This window comes from Phocicoccus pinnipedialis, assembly GCF_903994035.1.
In the GTDB taxonomy this organism is placed as follows: Bacteria; Bacillota; Bacilli; order Staphylococcales; family Salinicoccaceae; genus Phocicoccus; species Phocicoccus pinnipedialis.
The window spans coordinates 1-21,486 of the sequence record NZ_CAJEWB010000012.1; the positions used below are offsets into that span (position 1 = coordinate 1).

Annotated in this window: 21 protein-coding genes; 18 read left to right on the forward strand and 3 right to left on the reverse strand. The window is 33.4% G+C overall.

The annotated features are described in order from the left end of the window. Positions 1 to 512: 512 nt before the first annotated feature. From H9D55_RS07675 to H9D55_RS07720, 10 genes are read left to right on the forward strand one after another with little or no spacing between them, the layout of a single operon-like run. Positions 513 to 1,877, forward strand: a complete 1,365-nt coding sequence (locus tag H9D55_RS07675; RefSeq protein ID WP_186078306.1) for an oligosaccharide flippase family protein — start codon at positions 513 to 515, stop codon at positions 1,875 to 1,877. Continuing rightward, positions 1,878 to 2,921 carry a glycosyltransferase gene (locus tag H9D55_RS07680; protein WP_186078308.1) on the forward strand — a complete coding sequence of 348 codons (1,044 nt, stop codon included), beginning with the start codon at positions 1,878 to 1,880 and terminating at the stop codon, positions 2,919 to 2,921. Beyond that, positions 2,918 to 3,928, forward strand: a complete 1,011-nt coding sequence (locus H9D55_RS07685; protein WP_186078310.1) for an NAD-dependent epimerase — start codon at positions 2,918 to 2,920, stop codon at positions 3,926 to 3,928. The genes H9D55_RS07680 and H9D55_RS07685 overlap by 4 nt, the downstream gene beginning before the upstream one ends. A gap of 3 nt (positions 3,929 to 3,931) precedes the next feature. Next, entirely contained in the window at positions 3,932 to 5,284 is a 1,353-nt protein-coding gene (locus H9D55_RS07690) for a phenylacetate--CoA ligase family protein (RefSeq protein WP_186078312.1), read from the forward strand. Continuing rightward, positions 5,281 to 6,564, forward strand: a complete 1,284-nt coding sequence (locus H9D55_RS07695; RefSeq protein ID WP_186078314.1) for a nucleotide sugar dehydrogenase — start codon at positions 5,281 to 5,283, stop codon at positions 6,562 to 6,564. Before H9D55_RS07690 ends, H9D55_RS07695 begins: the two co-directional genes overlap by 4 nt. A gap of 1 nt (position 6,565) precedes the next feature. Next, a complete protein-coding gene (locus H9D55_RS07700; RefSeq protein WP_186078316.1) occupies positions 6,566 to 7,714 on the forward strand; it encodes a glycosyltransferase family 4 protein in 1,149 nt (382 codons plus the stop codon). A 2-nt stretch (positions 7,715 to 7,716) separates the two neighbouring features. Next, the gene (locus H9D55_RS07705) at positions 7,717 to 8,316 is read left to right on the forward strand and encodes a sugar transferase (protein WP_186078318.1); all 600 of its coding nucleotides are present in this window, start codon (positions 7,717 to 7,719) and stop codon (positions 8,314 to 8,316) included. Then, a complete protein-coding gene (locus H9D55_RS07710; protein ID WP_186078320.1) occupies positions 8,313 to 8,942 on the forward strand; it encodes an acetyltransferase in 630 nt (209 codons plus the stop codon). The genes H9D55_RS07705 and H9D55_RS07710 overlap by 4 nt, the downstream gene beginning before the upstream one ends. After that, on the forward strand, positions 8,939 to 10,072 hold the full coding sequence (locus H9D55_RS07715) for an aminotransferase class I/II-fold pyridoxal phosphate-dependent enzyme (RefSeq protein WP_186078321.1): 1,134 nt from the start codon (positions 8,939 to 8,941) through the stop codon (positions 10,070 to 10,072). The genes H9D55_RS07710 and H9D55_RS07715 overlap by 4 nt, the downstream gene beginning before the upstream one ends. A gap of 44 nt (positions 10,073 to 10,116) precedes the next feature. Then, positions 10,117 to 11,091 carry an LCP family glycopolymer transferase gene (locus H9D55_RS07720; protein WP_186078322.1) on the forward strand — a complete coding sequence of 325 codons (975 nt, stop codon included), beginning with the start codon at positions 10,117 to 10,119 and terminating at the stop codon, positions 11,089 to 11,091. Positions 11,092 to 11,118: 27 nt separating this feature from the next. On the opposite strand, the gene H9D55_RS07725 is transcribed toward H9D55_RS07720, so the two are convergent. Beyond that, positions 11,119 to 11,997: a LysR family transcriptional regulator gene (locus H9D55_RS07725; protein WP_186078323.1), complete on the reverse strand. Its 879-nt coding sequence runs from the start codon at positions 11,995 to 11,997 to the stop codon at positions 11,119 to 11,121. 116 nt (positions 11,998 to 12,113) lie between these two features. Between H9D55_RS07725 and H9D55_RS07730 the strand changes: the two genes are divergently transcribed. The 4 genes from H9D55_RS07730 to nhaC all read left to right on the forward strand — a co-directional run bounded on the left by H9D55_RS07730 (position 12,114) and on the right by nhaC (position 17,048). Continuing rightward, positions 12,114 to 13,505 carry an MFS transporter gene (locus tag H9D55_RS07730; protein ID WP_186078324.1) on the forward strand — a complete coding sequence of 464 codons (1,392 nt, stop codon included), beginning with the start codon at positions 12,114 to 12,116 and terminating at the stop codon, positions 13,503 to 13,505. 12 nt (positions 13,506 to 13,517) lie between these two features. Beyond that, the gene (gene speB / locus H9D55_RS07735; RefSeq protein ID WP_186078325.1) at positions 13,518 to 14,483 is read left to right on the forward strand and encodes an agmatinase; all 966 of its coding nucleotides are present in this window, start codon (positions 13,518 to 13,520) and stop codon (positions 14,481 to 14,483) included. Between the two features lie 119 nt (positions 14,484 to 14,602). Continuing rightward, a complete protein-coding gene (locus tag H9D55_RS07740; RefSeq protein WP_186078326.1) occupies positions 14,603 to 15,607 on the forward strand; it encodes an asparaginase in 1,005 nt (334 codons plus the stop codon). 19 nt (positions 15,608 to 15,626) lie between these two features. Next, positions 15,627 to 17,048 (forward strand): Na+/H+ antiporter NhaC, encoded by a 1,422-nt coding sequence (gene nhaC, locus H9D55_RS07745; protein ID WP_186078327.1) that lies wholly within the window; start codon positions 15,627 to 15,629, stop codon positions 17,046 to 17,048. A 215-nt stretch (positions 17,049 to 17,263) separates the two neighbouring features. Here the strand turns inward: nhaC and H9D55_RS07750 are convergent, their stop codons facing one another. Both H9D55_RS07750 and H9D55_RS07755 read right to left on the reverse strand, forming a co-directional pair. After that, entirely contained in the window at positions 17,264 to 17,986 is a 723-nt protein-coding gene (locus H9D55_RS07750; RefSeq protein ID WP_186078329.1) for a YsnF/AvaK domain-containing protein, read from the reverse strand. A gap of 117 nt (positions 17,987 to 18,103) precedes the next feature. Further along, a complete protein-coding gene (locus H9D55_RS07755; RefSeq protein ID WP_186078331.1) occupies positions 18,104 to 18,523 on the reverse strand; it encodes a cupin domain-containing protein in 420 nt (139 codons plus the stop codon). Between the two features lie 189 nt (positions 18,524 to 18,712). Between H9D55_RS07755 and H9D55_RS07760 the strand changes: the two genes are divergently transcribed. The 4 genes from H9D55_RS07760 (at position 18,713) to H9D55_RS07775 (ending at position 21,479) form a co-directional block, all read left to right on the forward strand. Continuing rightward, the gene (locus tag H9D55_RS07760; RefSeq protein ID WP_186078333.1) at positions 18,713 to 19,501 is read left to right on the forward strand and encodes a threonine/serine exporter family protein; all 789 of its coding nucleotides are present in this window, start codon (positions 18,713 to 18,715) and stop codon (positions 19,499 to 19,501) included. Positions 19,502 to 19,505: 4 nt separating this feature from the next. Further along, a complete protein-coding gene (locus H9D55_RS07765; RefSeq protein WP_186078334.1) occupies positions 19,506 to 19,970 on the forward strand; it encodes a threonine/serine exporter family protein in 465 nt (154 codons plus the stop codon). Beyond that, positions 19,960 to 20,217 (forward strand): glutaredoxin family protein, encoded by a 258-nt coding sequence (locus tag H9D55_RS07770; protein ID WP_186078336.1) that lies wholly within the window; start codon positions 19,960 to 19,962, stop codon positions 20,215 to 20,217. The genes H9D55_RS07765 and H9D55_RS07770 overlap by 11 nt, the downstream gene beginning before the upstream one ends. A 74-nt stretch (positions 20,218 to 20,291) precedes the next feature. Further along, complete coding sequence (locus tag H9D55_RS07775; protein WP_186078338.1) at positions 20,292 to 21,479, forward strand: phosphoglycerate kinase; 1,188 nt, start codon at positions 20,292 to 20,294, stop codon at positions 21,477 to 21,479. The last annotated feature ends 7 nt before the right edge of the window (positions 21,480 to 21,486 follow it).

The window sequence follows — 21,486 nt, forward strand, 5'->3', positions numbered from 1 at the left end:
CTTCATTAAATTAAAAATGTATTCCTTTCTTTATTCTTTAAAAAAAATAACGCATTTCATAAAAAAAAGGTATATAATTATTAATATTAATAAAAGGATATTTGAAACAGAAGATATTAGTGGAACTAGATTTACTATATATGAGTTGTATTTAGATATAATCATGTCGAATGTAGATATATTTATATTTGGACTTGGTATGCAGGATTATATCTTAAAGTTGCAAAATTATAATTCGAATATATTTTTAGCTTCACATAATATAATAATTGAGGTTATTACAATATGGGGAGGTATAGGTTTACTAATCGTGTCGTTATTTTTAGTTAAACTCATTACTGAATCTAGAGTTTTTATGAATCATGACTTTTATCATAAGACGATTGTACTAATACCACTATTGTCTCTACTAATTTCAGCAATGTTTGGACAATTTTTCATATCATATTATCATACATTTGGGTTACTAATAATGTCTCTAATAATACTTAACCAAGAAGAGGATAAGTCATATGTTTAAAGATGCGTTTATTTATTTATTGTCTAAGTTAATACCTGCTGCATTAGGGATAGGCATCCTTTTTATCTACTTAACGTCAATGCCACCTGAGGTTTACGGTGTTTATAGCCTGTCTCTAATCACACTAGGACTATTTAATGTTCTTACAACTCAGTGGATAAGATCTAGTATGCTTCGTTTTTATAACGACAAAGTAGAGAATTTTATGGGTAAAATTTTCTACTTTGTAATAATAGTTACTATTATTAATGTGATAATAGTTGGGTTACTTGTATGGTATACTAAATTTTCGTTTGTTACATTTATAATTGCAACTGTGTTAATTACAAATATTATATATTTTGAGGTAATGAATAACTATTATAGGACAATAATATTACCTAAAAAAGTTTTGATAGCTAACATATTAAAAAACTTATCATTAGTAATTATATTGCTCTTATTTGTAAACTTTTTTAGTGAATTAACTTTAGATAGTGCATTACTCATATATTCTATAAGCCTTCTTATAAGTAATATTTATTATTTCTTAAACTTTAAAGAAATAGTATATATCGAATATGACAGAAAGCTTTTAAAACCATTTTTAGATTATGGTATCCCTCTCTCACTCTCATTCGCTCTTGGTATTATATTACAAAACATAGATAAGTACTTCATAACAATTATTTTAGGTACTGAATATAATGGTTATTATTCACTAGCTTATGATTTTATACATAATAGTCTTTATATGATCATGGGATCATTGTCAATGGCATCTTTACCTAGGATCCTAAAAAGTAATAGAGAGAATTTTAACTCGGATTTTTTAAAATATATTAACTATTTCTACGCAATATCATTTCCATTTTTAGTGATAAGTATTAGTATATCCACTGAAATTGTAACTATTTTAAATAGATATGGTTACGAGTTATCAATATTTGTAGTAGTAATGATAACTATAGCTACTTTTATACAGGGTGTGAACTCATTTGTATATAATCAAGCGGTACAACTACTTAAACAAACAAGCATAATTATTGTCCCGGTATTAGTTGCAGTAATAGTGACAGTAATAATAAATGTAACATTATTAGGAAAGGTTGGAATTGTTGCTGCTGCTGTAAGTAGTGTTGTTGCTTTTAGTACTTCAAATTATTTAATAATAGTAAAGTTAAGAAAAATAGATAGTATAAGAGTTATGCCTAAAAACATCTTAATTCATTTAGTTTTAGCAACGATAATGACTGCAGTGTTGTTTAATTTATTTATAATTAATATATTTATGACAGTCCTTATAAAAGTCATATTAACTATAATGGGATATATTTTTTATTATTATATATTTAAAAAGAGTATTAGGAGAATATAAATGAGAATATTACATATTATTAGCACTCTACAAAGTGGGGGAGCTGAAAGAATGTTAAGTAATCTTGTTTCGAACGAACCAGATAACGAGCATATTATAATTACTCTTCTTCCAGCGCAAATTCATTATAATATTGATAAAAATGTCAAAATCTATCAACTTAATGAAGCTAATACTTTTAAAGGTAAGGTAATCATCCTATTTAAATTAGCTATTTTGATAAAAAAAATAAAACCAGATATCGTACAAACATGGTTGAAGATTAATTATTTAGCGCCAATATTACGCTTAATAGAATCTTCACCGAAGTATATCATTAATATCAGGCATGGAGTCAATAAAAAGTATAATTTTCTTACTAGGTTATTTGAAAATAATTATCTAAATTATATTGATGGTTGTATATTTGTATCAGAATCTTCGAAAAGTGAATTTAAAGAAATAGGTATAGACATTAAAAAATCTATTGTAATACCTAATGGATTTCAACATCATGAGTATAATTATAAAAAGAATATAAATAGATTAACGATAGGATATGTAGGCAGAAAAGACCCGCTTAAAAATCAGGATTTATTATTCAAAGCTTTCACAAAATTTAGTTCAAATAAAGAAGTTAAGCTCATTATAGCAGGAAAAAATATGAACTGTACTAGCTTTATAAAATCACTTTCAGATATTGCGATGAAAAAAATTGAGTGGATGGGTGAAGTAAAAGATAGTGGAATTGTATATAAAAATATCGATATCCTTATTTTAACCTCTCTTAGTGAAGGCTTCCCCAATGTGATTGGTGAAGCGATGTCATTTGGGGTTCCAGTAATTAGTACAAATGCAGGTGAAAGCTGGAGAATAATTGGAGACTCAGGATATAGAATTCATAACAATGTCGATAGTGTAGTAAACATATTTGAGCATATATATAATAATCCATCTGAATTAGAAAAGAAATCTAAACAAGCATATAATATCATACAAGAACAATACACTTTAAAAAAAATTATTGAATCATATCTAAATTATTATAAAGGAGTTATTTCATGAAAGTCTTAATTACAGGGGTTGCAGGCTTTATTGGAAGTCATTTAGCTAGAAAAATGATTATGTTAGGTCATGAAGTAGTAGGAATAGATAATATTAATGCCTACTATAGTATCCAGTTGAAAGAGGATAGGTTAAAAACTATTGATAAAAATAATTTTAAGTTTTATAAAGTTAATCTAGAGGATACTAAAAGTTTACATGAAATATTTGAAGACGAAGCGCCTCAATTTGTAGTTAATTTGGCTGCACAAGCGGGTGTTAGATATAGCTTAGAAAATCCTAAAGCATATATTGATTCGAACGTAGTTGGATTTATGAACATATTAGAATGTTGTAGACATTATAATGTTAAACATTTAATATACGCGTCTTCTAGTTCTGTATATGGGGCTAATACATCAAAGCCGTTTTCCACTTCTGATAATGTAGATCATCCATTAAGCTTATATGCTGCTACTAAAAAATCTAATGAATTAATGGCTCATACATACAGTCATTTATATAATTTACCAACAACGGGTCTAAGATTTTTTACAGTTTATGGACCATGGGGCAGACCTGATATGGCATTGTTTAAATTCACTAAAGCGATTGTTAATGATGAAGTAATAGATGTTTATAACCATGGGAATATGATGCGTGATTTCACTTATGTAGACGATATAGTTGAAGCAATTAGTCGGTTAGTTGAAAAGCCGGCACAATCAAATCAATCTTGGCGCGGAGATAAACCCGATCCTAGTTCTTCATATGCTCCTTATAAAATTTATAATATAGGTAATAATAGTCCAGTTAGACTTATGGAATTCGTGGAAGCTATTGAAAACAAATTAGGTAAAAAAGCTAAAAAGAATTTTATGGACTTACAGCCAGGTGATGTACCAGAAACCTATGCAAATGTGGATGATTTATTCAGAGATATAGATTTTAAGCCAGAAACGAAAATACAGGATGGCGTGGATAAGTTTATAGATTGGTATCTTGATTATTATAAAATAGAGGTGTAGCAATTGATCCAAAAAATATATGATAACTCGCCCGTGTTTTTACAAAATGTGATGATATCAATAAAAGGGTTACAAATTATCAGACAAAGATATAATAAATATTATAAAGAAGAAATGGAGTTGCTAACATCTAATATAGATCCGTTTAAACTCCAAGAAGATAGACTAAAGCTATTCTATGACTACATCACAAATCACAGTGAATATTTTTCAAGGATGAAAAACATAATAAATGAAAAACTTACAATTAGTGATATCAATAAATTACCATTAATGAATAAAGAAACAATCAGGAATCATCTTGATGAAATAGTTACAAGAGATAGAGAATTAATAGAAATGGGTACAGGTGGATCAACTGGAAAAAGTATGAAATATTACACTCACCCTTATGATATATCACGTAAAATTGCATATTTAGATTTTTTTAAATTAAAACATGGTGTAAAACTAGGCATGAAACGTGCAAGCGTAGGTGGTAGGTCTATTGTACCAATGAATCAGAAAAGTAATGTGTTTTGGAGATACAATTATTTCTTAAAGCAATTGTATTTTTCTGCTTATCATGCTGATGGGAATAACCTTAAATACTATATAGAAAAGTTAAATGAATTTAAGCCTTTAAGCATTGATGGCTACACTACTGTTATACACCGATGGGCACAGTATATAAATAATAATAACATTGAACTTACGTTTAAACCTATAGCAATATTCCCTACTGCAGAAGCTCTGACACCAGAAATGAAAAATGATATAGAAAAAGCCTTTAAATGTCCAGTAAGAAATCAATATGCATCTTCTGAAGGAGCGCCATTTATTACAGAAAATATAAATGGTGAGTTAGAGATAAATCCTGAAACCGGTGTGTTTGAGTGTAGAAAAATTGAAGGGAATATTTATGAATTAGTTGTGACTGGCTTTTATACTACTACAACTCCGCTATTACGATATGAAATCGGAGACTCTGTTGAACTGAACCAAGAATTACCAGAAAAATACAGCCAAAAAGATATTAAGATTAAGAGAATTATTGGTCGTAACAATGATTTTCTTATGTCTAATGAGCGAGGAATTATTACAAATGTTAATCTCTCTACTGCAATAAAAGCAGCAGGTAATAGTGTGATTGCATCACAGTTTATACAAAATGAAATTAATGAAGTTATTTTAAATTTAGTAGTCAAAGAAAATGTAGATAGAAAAAGGCTAGAAAAAATTCTTGTTGAACAGCTAAACATCAGATTTGGACATACAACATTATATAAATTTAATTATGTGGATAGAATAGATGTTACTAAAGGCGGAAAAACACGGTTCACAATTAATAACTTAGGAAATGAGGTAGTTAAATGAATAGAAACATAGGAGTTATAGGTTTAGGTTATGTTGGATTACCTATGGCAGTATCTTTTGGAAAAAAACAACCTGTAACAGGTTTCGATATTAATAAAAAAAGAATTCAAGAACTAAAATCAGGTTATGATCGAACAAATGAGGTAGAGTTTTCTGAGTTGCAAAAAGCTGATCTTACTTTTACTGATAATTTAGAAGACTTAACCAATGATGATTTTTTAATAGTTGCAGTTCCTACACCTATAAATGAAAACAACCAACCGGACTTAACGCCATTACTTAAAGCGAGTGAAACAGTTGGTAAAATTCTTAAAAAAGGTCAGAAGAATACGATTGTAGTATTTGAATCTACGGTATACCCGGGTGCTACAGAAGAGGATTGTGTACCAGTGATAGAAAAAGTATCTGGCCTTAAGTCTGGTGTGGACTTCTTTGTAGGATACTCTCCAGAAAGAATTAACCCTGGTGATAAAGTAAATACTTTTGAATCGATTGTAAAGGTAGTCTCTGGGCAAACACCAGAGACTCAAGAAATTATTGCACAGGTATATGAGACAGTTGTAGAAGCCGGTGTTCATAAAGCGTCTAGCATAAAAGTAGCAGAGGCTGCTAAAGTTATAGAGAATACACAACGCGATGTTAATATAGCACTCATGAATGAAATTGCGATCATTTGTGGAAAAGCAGGAATTGATACTAATGAGGTACTTAAAGCAGCGGGCACAAAGTGGAACTTTTTAAATTTTACTCCTGGCTTAGTTGGAGGACACTGTATTGGAGTAGATCCATACTATTTAACATACAAAGCTCAAGAACTTGGATACCATCCAGAAGTAATTCTTTCAGGTAGAAGAATTAATGATAATATGCCAAAAATCATTGCTTCAGATATTATAAAGAAACTTATGAAAAATGGTATTGAGATACAGAATAAGACTATCAACTTCCTTGGGTTGACGTTTAAAGAAGATTTACCGGATTTAAGAAATACAAAAGTAGTGGATTTAATACAAGAATTACAAGATTTTGGACTCAATGTAGATGTTAATGATGTAGAAGCAAATAAGGAAGAGGCTAAGAACTTTTACAATATTGACTTAAAAGATAAATCTGAACTTATGAAAACTGATGCTCTTGTTTTAGCAGTCAAACATAATGATTATGTAGAAAACTTATCTATCTACTTAGATCTTGTCACTGATGAGGGTATTATCTTTGACATTAAAGGCGTAGTGAAGGAAGAGGACCTAAAGGCACAGCAAAAACTTTGGAGATTATAAGATGAGGGTTGTACAACTATCAGCTATTGATATGACGCAAGTCAAACTACTGAAGAAACTGAATGTCAGTTCTAAAAATCAAGGGTTTCAGGTTCATTGTATTAGTTCTCATGGGGAATATGTAAATGAAATACTTCAAGATGGGTTAAATTTTCATGCTGTTGATATCAAGAGAGAGATCGCACCAATAAGTAATCTTAAATCCATTTATAAGCTTTATAAAACTTTTAAAAAGTTACAGCCAGATATTGTCCATGTTCACACACCTATTGCATCTGTACTTGGAAGGATAGCAGCTAAGCTCGCAGGAGTTCCTAATATAATATATACTGCACATGGCTTTTATTTTCATGAAGGTATGTCTAAAAAAACATATTCTTTATTTTTCAATATAGAAAAAGTGATTGGAAGATACTTCACTGACTATATGTTTTTCCAAAGTGAAGAAGATTATCGCTTAGCAATTGAACACAATTTTTTAAAGAAAGATAATTATCTACTAATTAGCAATGGTATAGATTTAGATAATAAATTTAATTATAATCGAGTAGATAAAAACTCTACGGAACTCTTAAAAAAGGAACATAATATAAATAAAGAAGATATTGTGATTACCTTTATAGGCCGATTGGTTAAAGAGAAAGGCATTTTTGACTTATTAGATGCATTCAATCTGATTAAGTCACAAAATGTAAAATTGATTATAATGGGAAGCCTGCCATCTAGTGAACGAGATATGCTGAGCTACTCTGAAATAATGAAATATCAATCTAACCCTAATATTATCTTTACTGGGCAAGTGAATAATACTGAAGAGTACTTGTATATTAGTGATATATTTTGCTTACCTTCTTATAGAGAAGGAATGCCACGCTCGATTATTGAAGCTATGTCAATGAAGAATGCGATTATTGCAACGAATATACGAGGGAGTAGGGAAGAAGTAATTCATGGAAGAAACGGATATTTAGTTAATCTTAATTCTAGTAGAGAAATTGCGGATAGAATAGATGAATTAGTTTCCGATCGCAATACGCTTTATAAAATGAAACAAGAATCATTTGATAGAGCACACATGCTTTATAATGAAGAAGAAGTAGTTAGAAAACAATTAGAAGTGTTTGAAAGATTAAGAAAGAAGGTGAGATAGCATTGTTAAAAAGATTATTTGATATTACTGCTAGTACAGTAGGAATAATTGTAACATCACCATTATTAATAGGTGGAGCATTTCTCATCGTAAAAAAATTGGGAAGCCCGATTATATTTAAGCAAACACGCCCTGGATTAAACGGTAAACCATTTGATATATATAAGTTTAGAACTATGTCAAACGAGAAAGATGCTCATGGCCAGTTGTTACCAGACCATTTAAGAATGACCAAAACAGGCGACTTTTTAAGAAATACGAGCATAGATGAATTACCACAGCTTTTCAATGTTTTAAAAGGTGAGTTAAGTATAGTAGGTCCCCGTCCATTACTTATGGAATATTTACCACTATATTCAGATGAACAAAGAAGAAGACATAATGTTAAGCCAGGAATTACAGGCTGGGCACAAGTAAACGGAAGAAATGCGATTTCATGGGAAGATAAGTTTAAACTAGATGTGTGGTATGTTGAAAACCAGTCGTTTTCATTAGATATGTATATTATATATTTAACTGTAAAAAAAGTGTTACAAAGAAAAGATATTAGTGCAGAGAATCATGTCACAATAGAGAAGTTTCAAGGAAATACTGATCGATGAAACCATTAATTTTAATCGGTGTAGGTGGACACTCAAAAGTTATACGTGACATTGTAAACCAATCTGATGAGTACAAGCTAGTTGGTTATTTAGACAATAAGTTTGAACACTATTATGAAGATAATGGTATATTTTTTGACTCTTTAATAAATATAAAAAAATACATATGTAATAATTATTTTTTTATAGCAATCGGTGATAACAACATACGAAAAAAAATCGTTGACTCAATTAATTTACCACTATATAAATATCCTGTTTTGGTACATAAAGACGCTACTTTAAGTAAAGATACAGTTATAAATAATGGTACAGTAGTAATGGCTAAGTCTGTTATAAATTCAAGCACTAAAATCGGCACACACTGCATTATTAACACAGGCGCTATAGTAGAGCATGATAATGAAGTAAGTGATTATGTACATATTTCTCCCGGTTCAGTGGTCACTGGTGGAGTAGTTATTGGTCAAAGAACTCAAGTTGGAGCAGGAGCAACCGTGATACCTAATGTAACAATAGGTGAAAACGTTATTGTTGGTGCGGGTAGTACTGTTCTTAATAATATCGAAGATAATATTATAGTAGTAGGTAGCCCTGCACTTAAATTAAAGGAGAATAACATATGAGTGAAAGAATTTTATTATCAACACCCCATATGAGTGGGAAAGAGTTAAATTACATCAATGATGCCTTTGACAAAAATTGGATTGCTCCTTTGGGAGAAAATGTTGATAAATTTGAGCATATGATTAAAGATTATACGGGAATTCATTCATCTGTTGCACTAAGTAGTGGAACCGCTGCAATTCATCTAGCTTTAATTGAAGCGGGTGTAAAAGATAACGATATCGTTTTTTGTTCAACGCTCACGTTTAGTGCTTCTGCTAATCCAATTATTTATCAGAATGCAGTCCCTGTATTTATTGATTCTGAAAAAGATACATGGAACATGTGCCCAGATGCATTAGAAAAAGCATTCATAAAGTATAAAGTGATGAATAAAGAAGTTAAAGCGGTTGTGGCAGTAAATTTATATGGTCAATCTGCACAGTATGATAAGATACAAGAAATATGTAAAAGATATGGCTCTATTTTAATAGAGGATGCTGCTGAGTCACTTGGCTCCGAGTATCATGGGAAAAAGAGTGGTACATTTGGAGATTTTGGTGTGTTCTCATTTAACGGAAATAAAATCATCACAACAAGTGGTGGTGGTATGTTGATTTCTAACAAATACGAAAAAATAAATCATGCATTATTCTTAGCAACTCAGGCTAGAGAAAAAGCAGTCCACTATCAACATGAGGAAATTGGTTACAACTACAGACTGAGTAATATTTCTGCGGGTATTGGTATTGGACAAATGGAAGTTTTAGATGAAAGAGTAAATAGAAGAAGAGAAATCTATGAAATTTATTTTAAAGCACTTTCTGATATAGAAGGAGTACACTTTCAACCAGAAATCAGCAACTCAAAATCGAATAGGTGGTTAACAGCATTAACTGTAGATTTTGATAAGTTGTCAGTAAAACCAAATGAACTAATAGATTATCTAAATGTGAACAATATTGAATCTAGACCTGTATGGAAACCAATGCATTTACAACCTGTTTTTAAAGAATATGATTATATAACTTTAGAGAAAGACGTCGCAAAACAGCTGTTTGAAACAGGGATTTGTTTACCATCAAGTTCAAATTTAGACGATGATGAAATACACTATGTGTGTACAAAAATCAAAGAGTTTTTAGGTTAAGCATGTTATCATAGGTAAACGGATCGCTCAATTAAGGAGATATTATGGAAGAAAATATTCAAATTAGAAAACGTCGCAAAAAGCGTAAGCCAAAGTGGTTAAAAGTACTGCTCATTATATTTATTGCCTTCATTCTTATATCTATAGGTATAGTTGCATATACGTTTTATAAACTGAACAATTTTAGTTCAGACATACATGAGCCGATTGAAAGAGCTGAAAAATCAGCTCTACGTGATAAGGAAGTTGATTTAAACAGAAAAGAGCCTCTATCAATTGCTTTATTTGGTGTAGATTCCAATGAAGAAAGAGATTCTGTTGGAAGTGGAGAGCGCTCCGATTCTATCATTTTACTTTCGATTAACCCAAATGATAATAAAACCGTAATGATCAGTATACCTAGAGATACGCGTTCAGAAATAGTTGGTAATAACACAATTGAGAAAATTAATCATGCATACGCCTACGGTGGTGCGCGTATGGCAATTGATTCTCTAGAGAATTTAATGAACATTCCAATAGACCATTATGTAACGATTAATATGGATGGTCTAGAAGAGCTGATCGATGTTGTTGGCGGAGTAGATGTTACGAGCAACGCAACGTTTACTGTTAAAGGCAACTCATATGTCGAAGGGCAATCCTATGAGATGTATGGAGAAGAGGCATTAGCATTCACTAGAAGTCGTTATGAAGACGGTTCTGGTGGAGATTTTGGTCGTCAAGAAAGACAACAACTCGTTGTACAAGCGTTAGGCGAAAAGTTAATTTCGATTGGTTCAATCGGAAGAATGAACTCTATCTTAGATGCTGTTGGAAATAATGTGAAAACAGATTTAACGATGTCTGATTTACAAGATATCGGTACTAAGTATGGTGGTGCTCGTAAAAATGTAGAGCGACTGCAACTCGAAGGTGAAGGTGCTACTTTAGAGGATGGACTATGGTATTTCTTACCTTATGATGAAAGTATCGAAGAAGCTTCATCAACATATAGAAAAAATTTAGAGATAGATTAAAAACATGAGCGACTTGCTCATGTTTTTTTATATACGAATAGATTCGATATATTCTTGAATCTCTGAAATAAAATCTTCTATTGCAGGTGGTAAATTCTGACGCTTCATATAGCTCAAATATAAGTCTGGTCCATGTAATTCGTATTTCAGTTGCACGCTTTTTACTTCAGGGTCTGTATAGTTTCTCGCATAGAGTTCTGGTATAACAGATATACCTAATCCCTTTTTTACTAAACGTACTGCAGCGCCTATTGTATTAACCTGAAGTAAGTTTTGATAAGAAATATGATTACTCTTAATGAACGCTTTAAAGTCATATGTATTCTCAACTGAAATAAAATTAAAATCATTAAATACAGTAAGGCTTTGATTCTTTTTATATTTTTCTACTTCTTCACGTCTAACGAGTAAAGCATATCTGTTATGTGAGAGAAATACAGACTGCATATCTTCGTCTAAGTATCTTAAGGGTGACAAACAAAAATGTATTTCATGTGATCTTAATTTATTTATAACATTTCCAGTATTTCCTTCTACTAGCTTAATATCGTATTTTGGATTTTTTTCCAAAAATATTTCAAATAATTCAGGCATGACCGCTCTAAATTCTTCAGTGATACCAATTTTTAACTTACCAGATCCATGGTTTTTAATATATTCCACATCTTCTTCCATATTCTCATATAGCGATAATATCATTTGAACGTGTTTGTAAAATTGCTTTCCGGATTCAGTGAGTACATATCCATGTTCGCTTCTTTGAATCACTTTAAATCCAAGTTCTGCCTCTAGATTATTAATTGAAATGGTTAATGCAGGCTGTGATATGTATAGCGCATTGGCTGCACGTGACATCGTTTTGTGTTCAATGATCTGATTCAAATATCTTAATTGTTTAATATCCACTCAATCACCTTTATAAATTTTATTTATATTTATATATATTATATATATTTCACAAAAGCTTTTCACTCAATTAACATATTAATTAGAAAGCGCTTTACATCAAAGGGGGAAGTTAGATGGCAACGAATCAGCGAAAGAACAATATGTATATTTTCGGCATCGTTCTTGCAGTGTTAACATTTTGGCTTTTTGCTCAATCTATGATTAATATCATACCTGCAATGCAAAAAGATATGGATGTGAATCTCTCAACTTTAAATATCGCTACGAGTGTTACAGCATTATTCTCAGGGTTATTTATCGTAGTGGGCGGTGGGCTCGCAGATAGAAGTGGTAGAAAAAAGATGACGTTCTTAGGGCTTATTTTAAGCATTATTGGGAGCATATTAGTCATTCTTTCTTTTACAAGTATCACTTTGATTATTGGACGCGCAATTCAAGGAATTTCTGCGGCACTTATTATGCCAGCAACACTCAGTTTAATTAAAACAGCATTTAACGAATCAGAAAGGCAACGTGCACTGAGTTATTGGTCATTTGGATCATGGGGTGGCGGTGGCGTAGCGACTCTAGCTGGTGGACTGATAGCGACATACCTTGGCTGGAAGTGGATTTTTGTTTTCTCAATCGCAGTTGCATTAATCTCTATGTGGATATTAAGAGATATCACAGAAAGCAAAGCAATCAATGAAAACAAAGAAAAATTTGACTATGGTGGTTTTGGAATTTTTGTTATTGCATTAATTGGTGCGAACTTGTTAATTACACAAGGAGATAGCTTGGGCTGGCTCAACCCAATTACTATAGTTATTGGTATTGCGACGGTTGTGATGTTTACACTTTATTATATGTACGAGAAAAATCGAAAAGTGCAATTTATTGACTTTGATTTATTTAAAAGCAGAGCATACACGGGTGCAGTGACTTCAAACTTCTTTACGAATGCAATCGCAGCAAATATCGTCGTTGTAAATATATACGTACAAGTCGAACGCGGATTCTCATCTTTTGAAACTGGACTTCTTACGATTGGGAATATTGTAGCGTTACTCATTATGATTAGAGTGGGAGAACGCATGTTACAAAAACAAGGCGCAAGACGTCCAATGATCATTTCAATATTTGTTTCTGCAATTGGGATGAGTCTTGCAGCGCTGACATTTTTACCGGATATGTTATACGTTATTGTTGCATTCGTTGGATTCTTAGTTGCTGGAGTTGGCATTGGTATGTATGCAACACCGTCTATTGATACAGCACTGGCTCATATTGATGATGACAAAGCAGGGATCGCATCTGGTGTATATAAGATGACAAGTTCTCTTGGATATTCATTCGGACTTGCGATATCTACGGCATGTTACAGCACAATATTAAATATTACAGGAAGCCAAAATATGGCGGCAACTTATGGAATCTTAACAGTACTAATATTTGGTGGAGTTGCTTTATGGATAGTAAATAAAACTATTGAACCAGAAATGAAATTAATTGAGTCGAAATTATAGGAGGAATTTATTATGGTTAAACCTGAAGAAAAACAATTTTTAAACTTACCTTTCACTGGGATCTGTACTTTTGGTAAGTACCCAGTATGTGATGATTTGGATAAGCTAGATGCGGATGTAGCGGTAATTGGTGTACCAAATGATATGGGGACACAATGGAGATCGGGTGCGCGCATGGGGCCGCGTGCGGTACGTGAGGGGTCTACGTTATATAGTTTTGGGTTAAATGGTGCATATGATATAGAAAATGATATCATGTATCTCGGTCCGAAGTGGAAAGTGGTCGACTGTGGTGATGTAGATATTGTCCACGGTGACTTAATGCAATCTCATGATAATACTGAAGCGGCGATTCGAAAAATTGTGGATAAGGGTGCAATGCCTGTCATCATCGGTGGAGATCATTCGATCACAGCGCCTGTAGGTAAGGGGTTAGAAAAACTGGGTCCATTCCACGTTATTCAAATTGATGCGCATTTAGACTGGGCGGACCATCGTTCTGGTATGAGATATGGGCATGGGAACTGTATTAGACGTCTTTCTGAACTCGAGCATGTACAAGAAATCTTCCAATTCGGTATTCGTGGAATCAGCAGTAGTATCAAAGAAGATGTGGATGCTGCGCGTGATTATGGTGCGACTATCCTTTCTCCTAAACAGATGAGAGAGAAGGGGGTTGAGGGTATCTTAGACCTAATACCTAAAGGTGAGAAGTACTATATAACGATTGATATTGACGGTCTGGATCCTTCCATTACACCAGGAACGGGCACGCCATCACCTGGTGGCTTATTATATGACGAGGTGAACGCGTTGCTAAAAGGAATCGCAAACCATGGTGAAGTGATTGGATTCGATTGTGTGGAAGTTGCGCCTCAATATGATCCCACTCAAATGACAGGACAAACAGCAGCGCGTGTGATGTTAGATTTACTGAGCTATGTAACTAAAAAAAGAGAAGAAAAAGAAAATAAGTAAATATTTATCGATAGAATATATTATTCTATCGATTTTCTAATTAAATGAGCACAGAAAATTCTTGCTATTTATGATGCTATACAGCAACATATAATAATGGTACTAATAGGAGGATATAAATGAATACGAAAAACAAAGTGAAAATATTCAGGAATGGAAATTTAGAAAGTGTACATCATATTCACGCGGCTGTAGTAGATAGCAAGGGTGAAGTTCTCTTAGATATTGGTGATCCGAGTTTTTCGACATATGCGAGATCATCGTTGAAACCTTTTCAAGCATTGCCCTTGATTATAAGTGGAGCAGCTGACAAATATGGTTATACAGAAGAAGAAATTGCTGTGAGTTGCGCTTCTCATAGTGGTGAACTCATACATAGACAAACTGTTCAAAATATATTAAATAAAATTAATGAAGATGAAAATAAATTAATATGTGGCGCCCATATACCCAGAGATACAGAAGGTTTTGAAAAATGGGTTCGAAGTGGTAATGATATAACTAAGATTTTTAACAACTGCTCAGGAAAACATGCATCTATGATTGCGACTTGCAAACATACAGATCAAGATATAGATTCATACTATAAACCTAATCATCCTCTTCAAGTTAGAATAAAACAATTAATTTTAGATATTTGTCAGCTAAAGGAGTCTCAGATAGAAACGGGTGAAGATGGATGTGGATTACCTGTATACAAAATGCCATTAAATCATCTTGCGCTTGGATTTTGTAAGCTTGCTAATCCAGACATAATAAAAGAAAAAGAAATAAGTGATGCTATGAAGATAATTCAAAGGAGTATGATTTCTAGTTCACATTTTGTTGCTGGTGAAAATAGATTTGATACAGATGCTATGAAAGTTTTAGAGGGAAAAATAGTGTCTAAAATGGGGGCAGAAGGTGTTCAAGGAATTGGACTTGTGAATAAAGGTATAGGCATTGCTGTTAAAGTTGAAGATGGTGCAAATAGAGGGGCAGATATAGTGGGTATTCATTTGTTAAATCATCTAGGGTTGATTAAACATGAAGAGTATCAGTTATTACAAAATTATTTCGAACCACCTATTTTAAACACACGCGGAAAGCAAGTCGGACATATAGAATTTGAATTAGAAATTTAATTGATGAAAGAGGAATAATATGAAAAGAAACCCAACTATATTTGAAGCATTCTCTCCAATAGTAGTTGTTTTGCTATTAACATCTATCGGCTTTGCCATATTAAAGTTACCTATCCATACATTATTAATTATAGCTTCAATATATTCTTATTTTATAGCTAGAAGAGTCGGGCTCGATTGGGACGACATTATGGAAGGTATTACAAAAAAGATTTCAGCAGCTATGCCAGCGTTACTTATACTAATTGCTATAGGAATTCTAATAGGAACATGGACTGCTTCTGGCATGATCCCTGCCGTTATTTACTTTGGATTAGATATTATTAAACCAGAACTTTTTTTAATTATAGCATTCATAGCTACAGCGATTGTTTCAATCATCACAGGTTCTTCTTGGAGTTCTGCTGGTACGATTGGGGTAGCATTCATGGGAATGGCAACAGCTCTTGATATATCATTACCAATAGCGGCTGGAGCCATAATTTCTGGAGCATATTTTGGTGATAAGCTATCCCCATTATCAGATACGACTAACTTAGCTCCTTTAATCACAGGAGTTAATATTTTTGAGCATATTAAACATATGCTTTATACAACTATACCTGCTTCAGTCATTGCATTAGTAGTATTTTTTATAGCAGGTTTACAATACGATGTTTCAGAAACAACTGCTGTATTCGACGCAACTAAAGATATAAAAGAAAGCTTAAATAATATGTATAATTGGAGTTGGTGGCTTTTAATACCAGGGATTATAATACTGTATGGATCGATTAGAAAGAAACCTGTATTACCAGTTATTATATTATCATGTGTCATTGCATCTTTTATCGCAGTTTTTACTCAAGGTATAAGTTATCAAGATATATTTGCAGTCACTCTAAATGGATTCTCTGTAGACATGCTAAATCTTAAGGATAGTTTAAATATTTCAGAAGACGTTTCTAAGTTACTAGAACGTGGTGGAATGAACTCTATGACTAACGTAGTACTAGTTTCACTTTGTGCATTAACTTTTGCAGGTATTATTTCAGCAGCAAACTGTTTGGAAGTTATAGTGAACACATTCTTAAAACTAGTGCGACGCGTTGGGGATTTAATATTGATTACTGTGATTTCAACAATGACAACCGCTTTAGTTACGGCAAATACATATTTACCTATAATCATTCCAGGTGAATTGTATAAGGACACCTATTTAAAATATAATTTACATCCTAAAAATTTATCTAGGACGCTTGAAGACTCTGGAACCGTAATAATTCCCTTAGTACCATGGTCTACTTCGGGTATATTTATGGCAGAAACTCTTGGTGTCCCAACTTTACAGTATCTTCCGTGGGCAGTTCTATGTTATACAGGGTTTATTATAGCCATCGTTCTGGGTTATTCGGGAATAGGTATCACAAAATTAAGTGATGTGTATGATGAGAGTAAGTAGCTGAGCAATTGAAGCATATGATGTTCTTAGTGATAAGTTAAGACTTATAAAAGTATAATTTTTAAGAGAACGTATAGCGAGATAAACAGCATACTAAATAATAATTAATAAATTTAGACTAATCTTTATTCATTAAAAAACGCTGCGCATAAATGCGTAGCGTTTTTTAAAATGAATTATTAGAGAGAAAAGTTCTTAAACTTAAGAGGCACTTTTTATTTTTCATAATCTTTATTCAAACGTTCCGAGACTGTAACATCCTCATATCGCACTGTACCGGATACATGCTCAACATTTTCGACCGTTTCTTTTCGAATAACAATTTCTTCCGTTACAATTTTTTCTTTAATAATTTTAATGCGTTCTCTCGTAATTGGTATTCGGATAACATCTAGTCCATCATCCGTATCTTCCATAGTGTTATATGTTTCAAATAACGGCTCGCCTTCTACTGGGCGTCGTTCTACGGTTACTTTATCCTTCTTTATTGGCACATCAAACGATTCTAATTCCGTATGAGTTTCTTTATTAACGACAATTTCTCCGCGGTTTATTTCTTTTTTATCTACTTCTAGTACTTCTTTGTGTAGTTCTAAGGTGTGGTCATCGGCTGCATCTACGTCATGTGAATGTCTTAGGATTTCAGCATCGTCAATATATAAAAGCATTCCACCGTCAGCTAAAGTACGTTCGTATTCATCAATACTGTAGGAGGACATCCTTTTAAATGGATTATCATCATGATCTTGAAATGAATCTGTGATTGTTTCACCATTATGAACGATTACTTCTTTGATATCCGGACGTGATTTTAAATAATCTCGTACACTGTCTCTCGTAATGACTGTAATATGACTATCCGGAATGCCTATTTCTGTGTAATGTGCAATTTTTAACTTAAGGTCATTCGTATTTTGTAAGTGTTCAATATGTCCCATAACTAATCCCCATCCTGACGTTCTAATAATAGTCTTATTCCCTTTTTAATCGTAATACAAACGAAATGATTATTATTAAAAAATCCCTACACATCGCGTGTAGGGATTTTTCTGCCTTTAAAGTTCATGGCCCTCATCTTCAATTGCGTCTTCTTGTGTTTCATGTACAGTATCGTTTGGATGATGCGGTGGTGCATAAATAGAATATACCTTCATTGGTTCATCACCAATATTTGTAATGTTGTGGTATTTACCAGATGGTACAATCACCACATCATCTGCACCAACTTCTTTTTCATAAGATAGATTGTCTTCAGAATCTCCCATTTGTACTTTACCTTTACCTTGTTCTAAGCGTAAAAATTGGTCTGTGTCTTTATGAATTTCTAAACCAATATCTCCACCAACAGGAATTGACATTAAAGTCACTTGGAAGAAATCACCTGTCCATAATGTCGTTCTAAAGTTTTCATTCTGTAGTGTTGCATCTTCAATGTTAATCGTAAGTGGATCCTTGCCATAATCTTTTAAATTCATGTCTAAATCCTCCAATTATATTGTTATAAATCTATACCCGTACAAACATTTTTTAAACCTGTAAGGTCAGAATATGAAATGAATCATTCCTCCTGCACACTGAGCATGTAACTATTTTATGAATATCGTTATCAATTCAGCGCTTCTCACGTATAATAGAAAGATAATTGATGAGTTGGAGGTTTAAAGGTGCTTGATCAACTAGAACAAATCGATCGTCCGGATAACAGTCTTGATTTAAAATATGTACGAAAAGTGTTCTTTGTCGCATTAAACTCTGGTAAAACGCTCATGGAAAATGGTGCAGAGACTTATCGTGTTGAGGATACGATGTTTCGTATTGCAACGCATTATGGTATATCAAACGTTCAAGTATTTGTAACCACAACGGTGATTATTCTTTCTATGAATGACTATGGGCTATCTCAACAAGTCAGAATCGATGTTCGAAATAATAACCTTGAAAAGGTAGTAAATATAAACGATATGTCACGGCGTATCGTTGCTGGATTATCGATTCATGATGCCATTTATGAGTTGAAAAAAATAAATGATTCTAAAATTTTTCCATTTTGGCTTATGGTCCTTTTTGGTGGTGTTGCTGGCATGATGTTTATGATGATGTTTAAAGGTTCTGTCAGTGATTTACCAGTCACTTTCATAGCTGCGAGCATGGGTGTATTTATCACAGAGTGGATTCAACGATATACGTCCATTAAGTTTTTTACTGAAGTTCTTGCGGCATTTATGATTGCCTTAATTGCAGGGATATATGTAAAACTTGGATTTGGTACCAATGTGGATCTCATTATCATAGCGGCAGTCATGCCACTTGTACCTGGTGTGCCTATTACGAATGCTTTGAGAGAAATAATTCGTGGACATTTCTTGGCAGGAACAATGAAAGGGGTCGAAGCGGGACTTACAGCGGTTGCTATTGGTGCGGGTGTCGGTATCGTCTTCGTACTAGGAGGTTAAGTATATGAGCAACATCATTTTACAATTCATATTTAGTTTCTTTGCCTCATTTAGTTTTGGTATCCTGTTTAACATCCCAAGAAAGCATTTGATCGCAAGTGGCGTGACTGGTGCATGTGCATGGCTTACGTACTATATATTATTCAATGCATTAGAAATTGACCCATTAATAGCGAACTTTGCTGGTGCGATTATGCTCACGTCTTTTTCTATATTTTTTACGAAAAAATTCCATGCGCCAATGATCGTCTTTGTAACATGTGGACTTATTCCCCTTGTACCTGGTGGTAAAGCGTATGAAGCGGTAAGGAATATCGTAGAAAGTGATTATTCAAAAGCATTAGATGCAGGGTTCCAAGCAGCACTCATTTCATTCTCTATAGCGATGGGAATCATTTTGACTGAAATGTTTTATGAAATTTTCCGCAATATATCTAAACGTGGGAGGGACAACACGCATGCGTCTTAAGTTACTCATGAGAAACAACTGTAAGTTATGTGACGATGCGATGATTCAGCTAAAGCTTGCATTAGATGGTTTTGAAGACGTGGGTTATGAAAGTATCAACATCGACTTCGATGATACGTTACAAGAGAAATATATGTTAAGGATTCCTGTGATCATGCATCAAGACAAAGTGATTCAAGAAGGGATTATCGATTTTTTCACAATACATGAGTATATAGACGGTTATTTCACTCATTTAGGTGAGTAAACCGTCTTTTTTTAATTTAAAATTGTGGTCGATATCTGTATAATGAGGATAGTGTTATTAATGGAGGCGTATTCATGAAAAAGACAGTTAAAGATGTTGAATTGACAGGGAAAACAGTGCTTGTACGTGCAGATTTTAACGTACCTATGGATAACGGAGTCATCACGAATGACAAGCGTATCAAAGCAGCTCTCCCAACGATCCAATATATTTTAGACCAAGGTGCTAAAGTCGTATTATTCTCACACCTCGGTCGTGTGAAGGAAGAAAGTGACAAAGAGCAATTATCGCTTTTCCCAGTAGCAGAACGTTTAAGTCAATTAATTGATAATGACGTTTTATTTGTGAACGAGACACGTGGTGTTGAACTTGAAAGTGCAGTAGATGACTTACAAGTCGGAGAGGTGCTTCTTGTAGAGAATACGCGCTTTGAGGATTTAAATGGTAAAAAAGAAAGTAAAAATGATCCGGAACTCGGTAAATACTGGGCTTCTCTCGGGGATGTATTCGTGAACGACGCGTTTGGTACGGCTCACCGTGCGCATGCGTCTAACGTCGGTATCTCTGAAAACGTAGAAGCTGTTTCTGGTTTTTTAATGGAAAAAGAAATTGAATTCATCGGAAATGCAGTAGATGAGCCTAAACGTCCATTCGTAGCAATTTTAGGTGGTGCGAAAGTATCCGATAAGATTACGGTAATCGAACGTTTACTTGAAAAAGCAGACAAGATTTTAATTGGTGGTGGAATGGCTAACACATTCGTTCGCGCATTAGGCCATGATACGGGTAAGTCTCTAGTTGAGGAGGATAACCTGGAGTTAGCTAAATCACTAATTGAAAAAGGTAAGGACAAGTTAGTATTACCTGTAGACCTAGTTGTAGCGAAAGAATTCAGTAATGATAGCGCATTTAGAACAGTAAATCTTGATGGTATCAACGCGGACGAAATGGCATTAGATATTGGAGAGAAAACCGTAGCACTGTTTAACGACATACTTAAAGATGCAAAAACAGTCGTGTGGAATGGACCGATGGGTGTATTCGAAATGGAAAATTTCGCAGAAGGTACTGTAAAAGTATGTGAGTCACTTGCTAAATTAGAGGATGCGATCACGATTATCGGTGGTGGAGATTCTGCGACAGCTGCAGAGGCACTTGGGTTCGCAGACAAGTTTTCACACGTATCTACGGGTGGTGGCGCATCACTGGAATACTTAGAAGGTAAAGTATTACCTGGGCTAAATGCAATTAATGATAAATAGGAGAGAT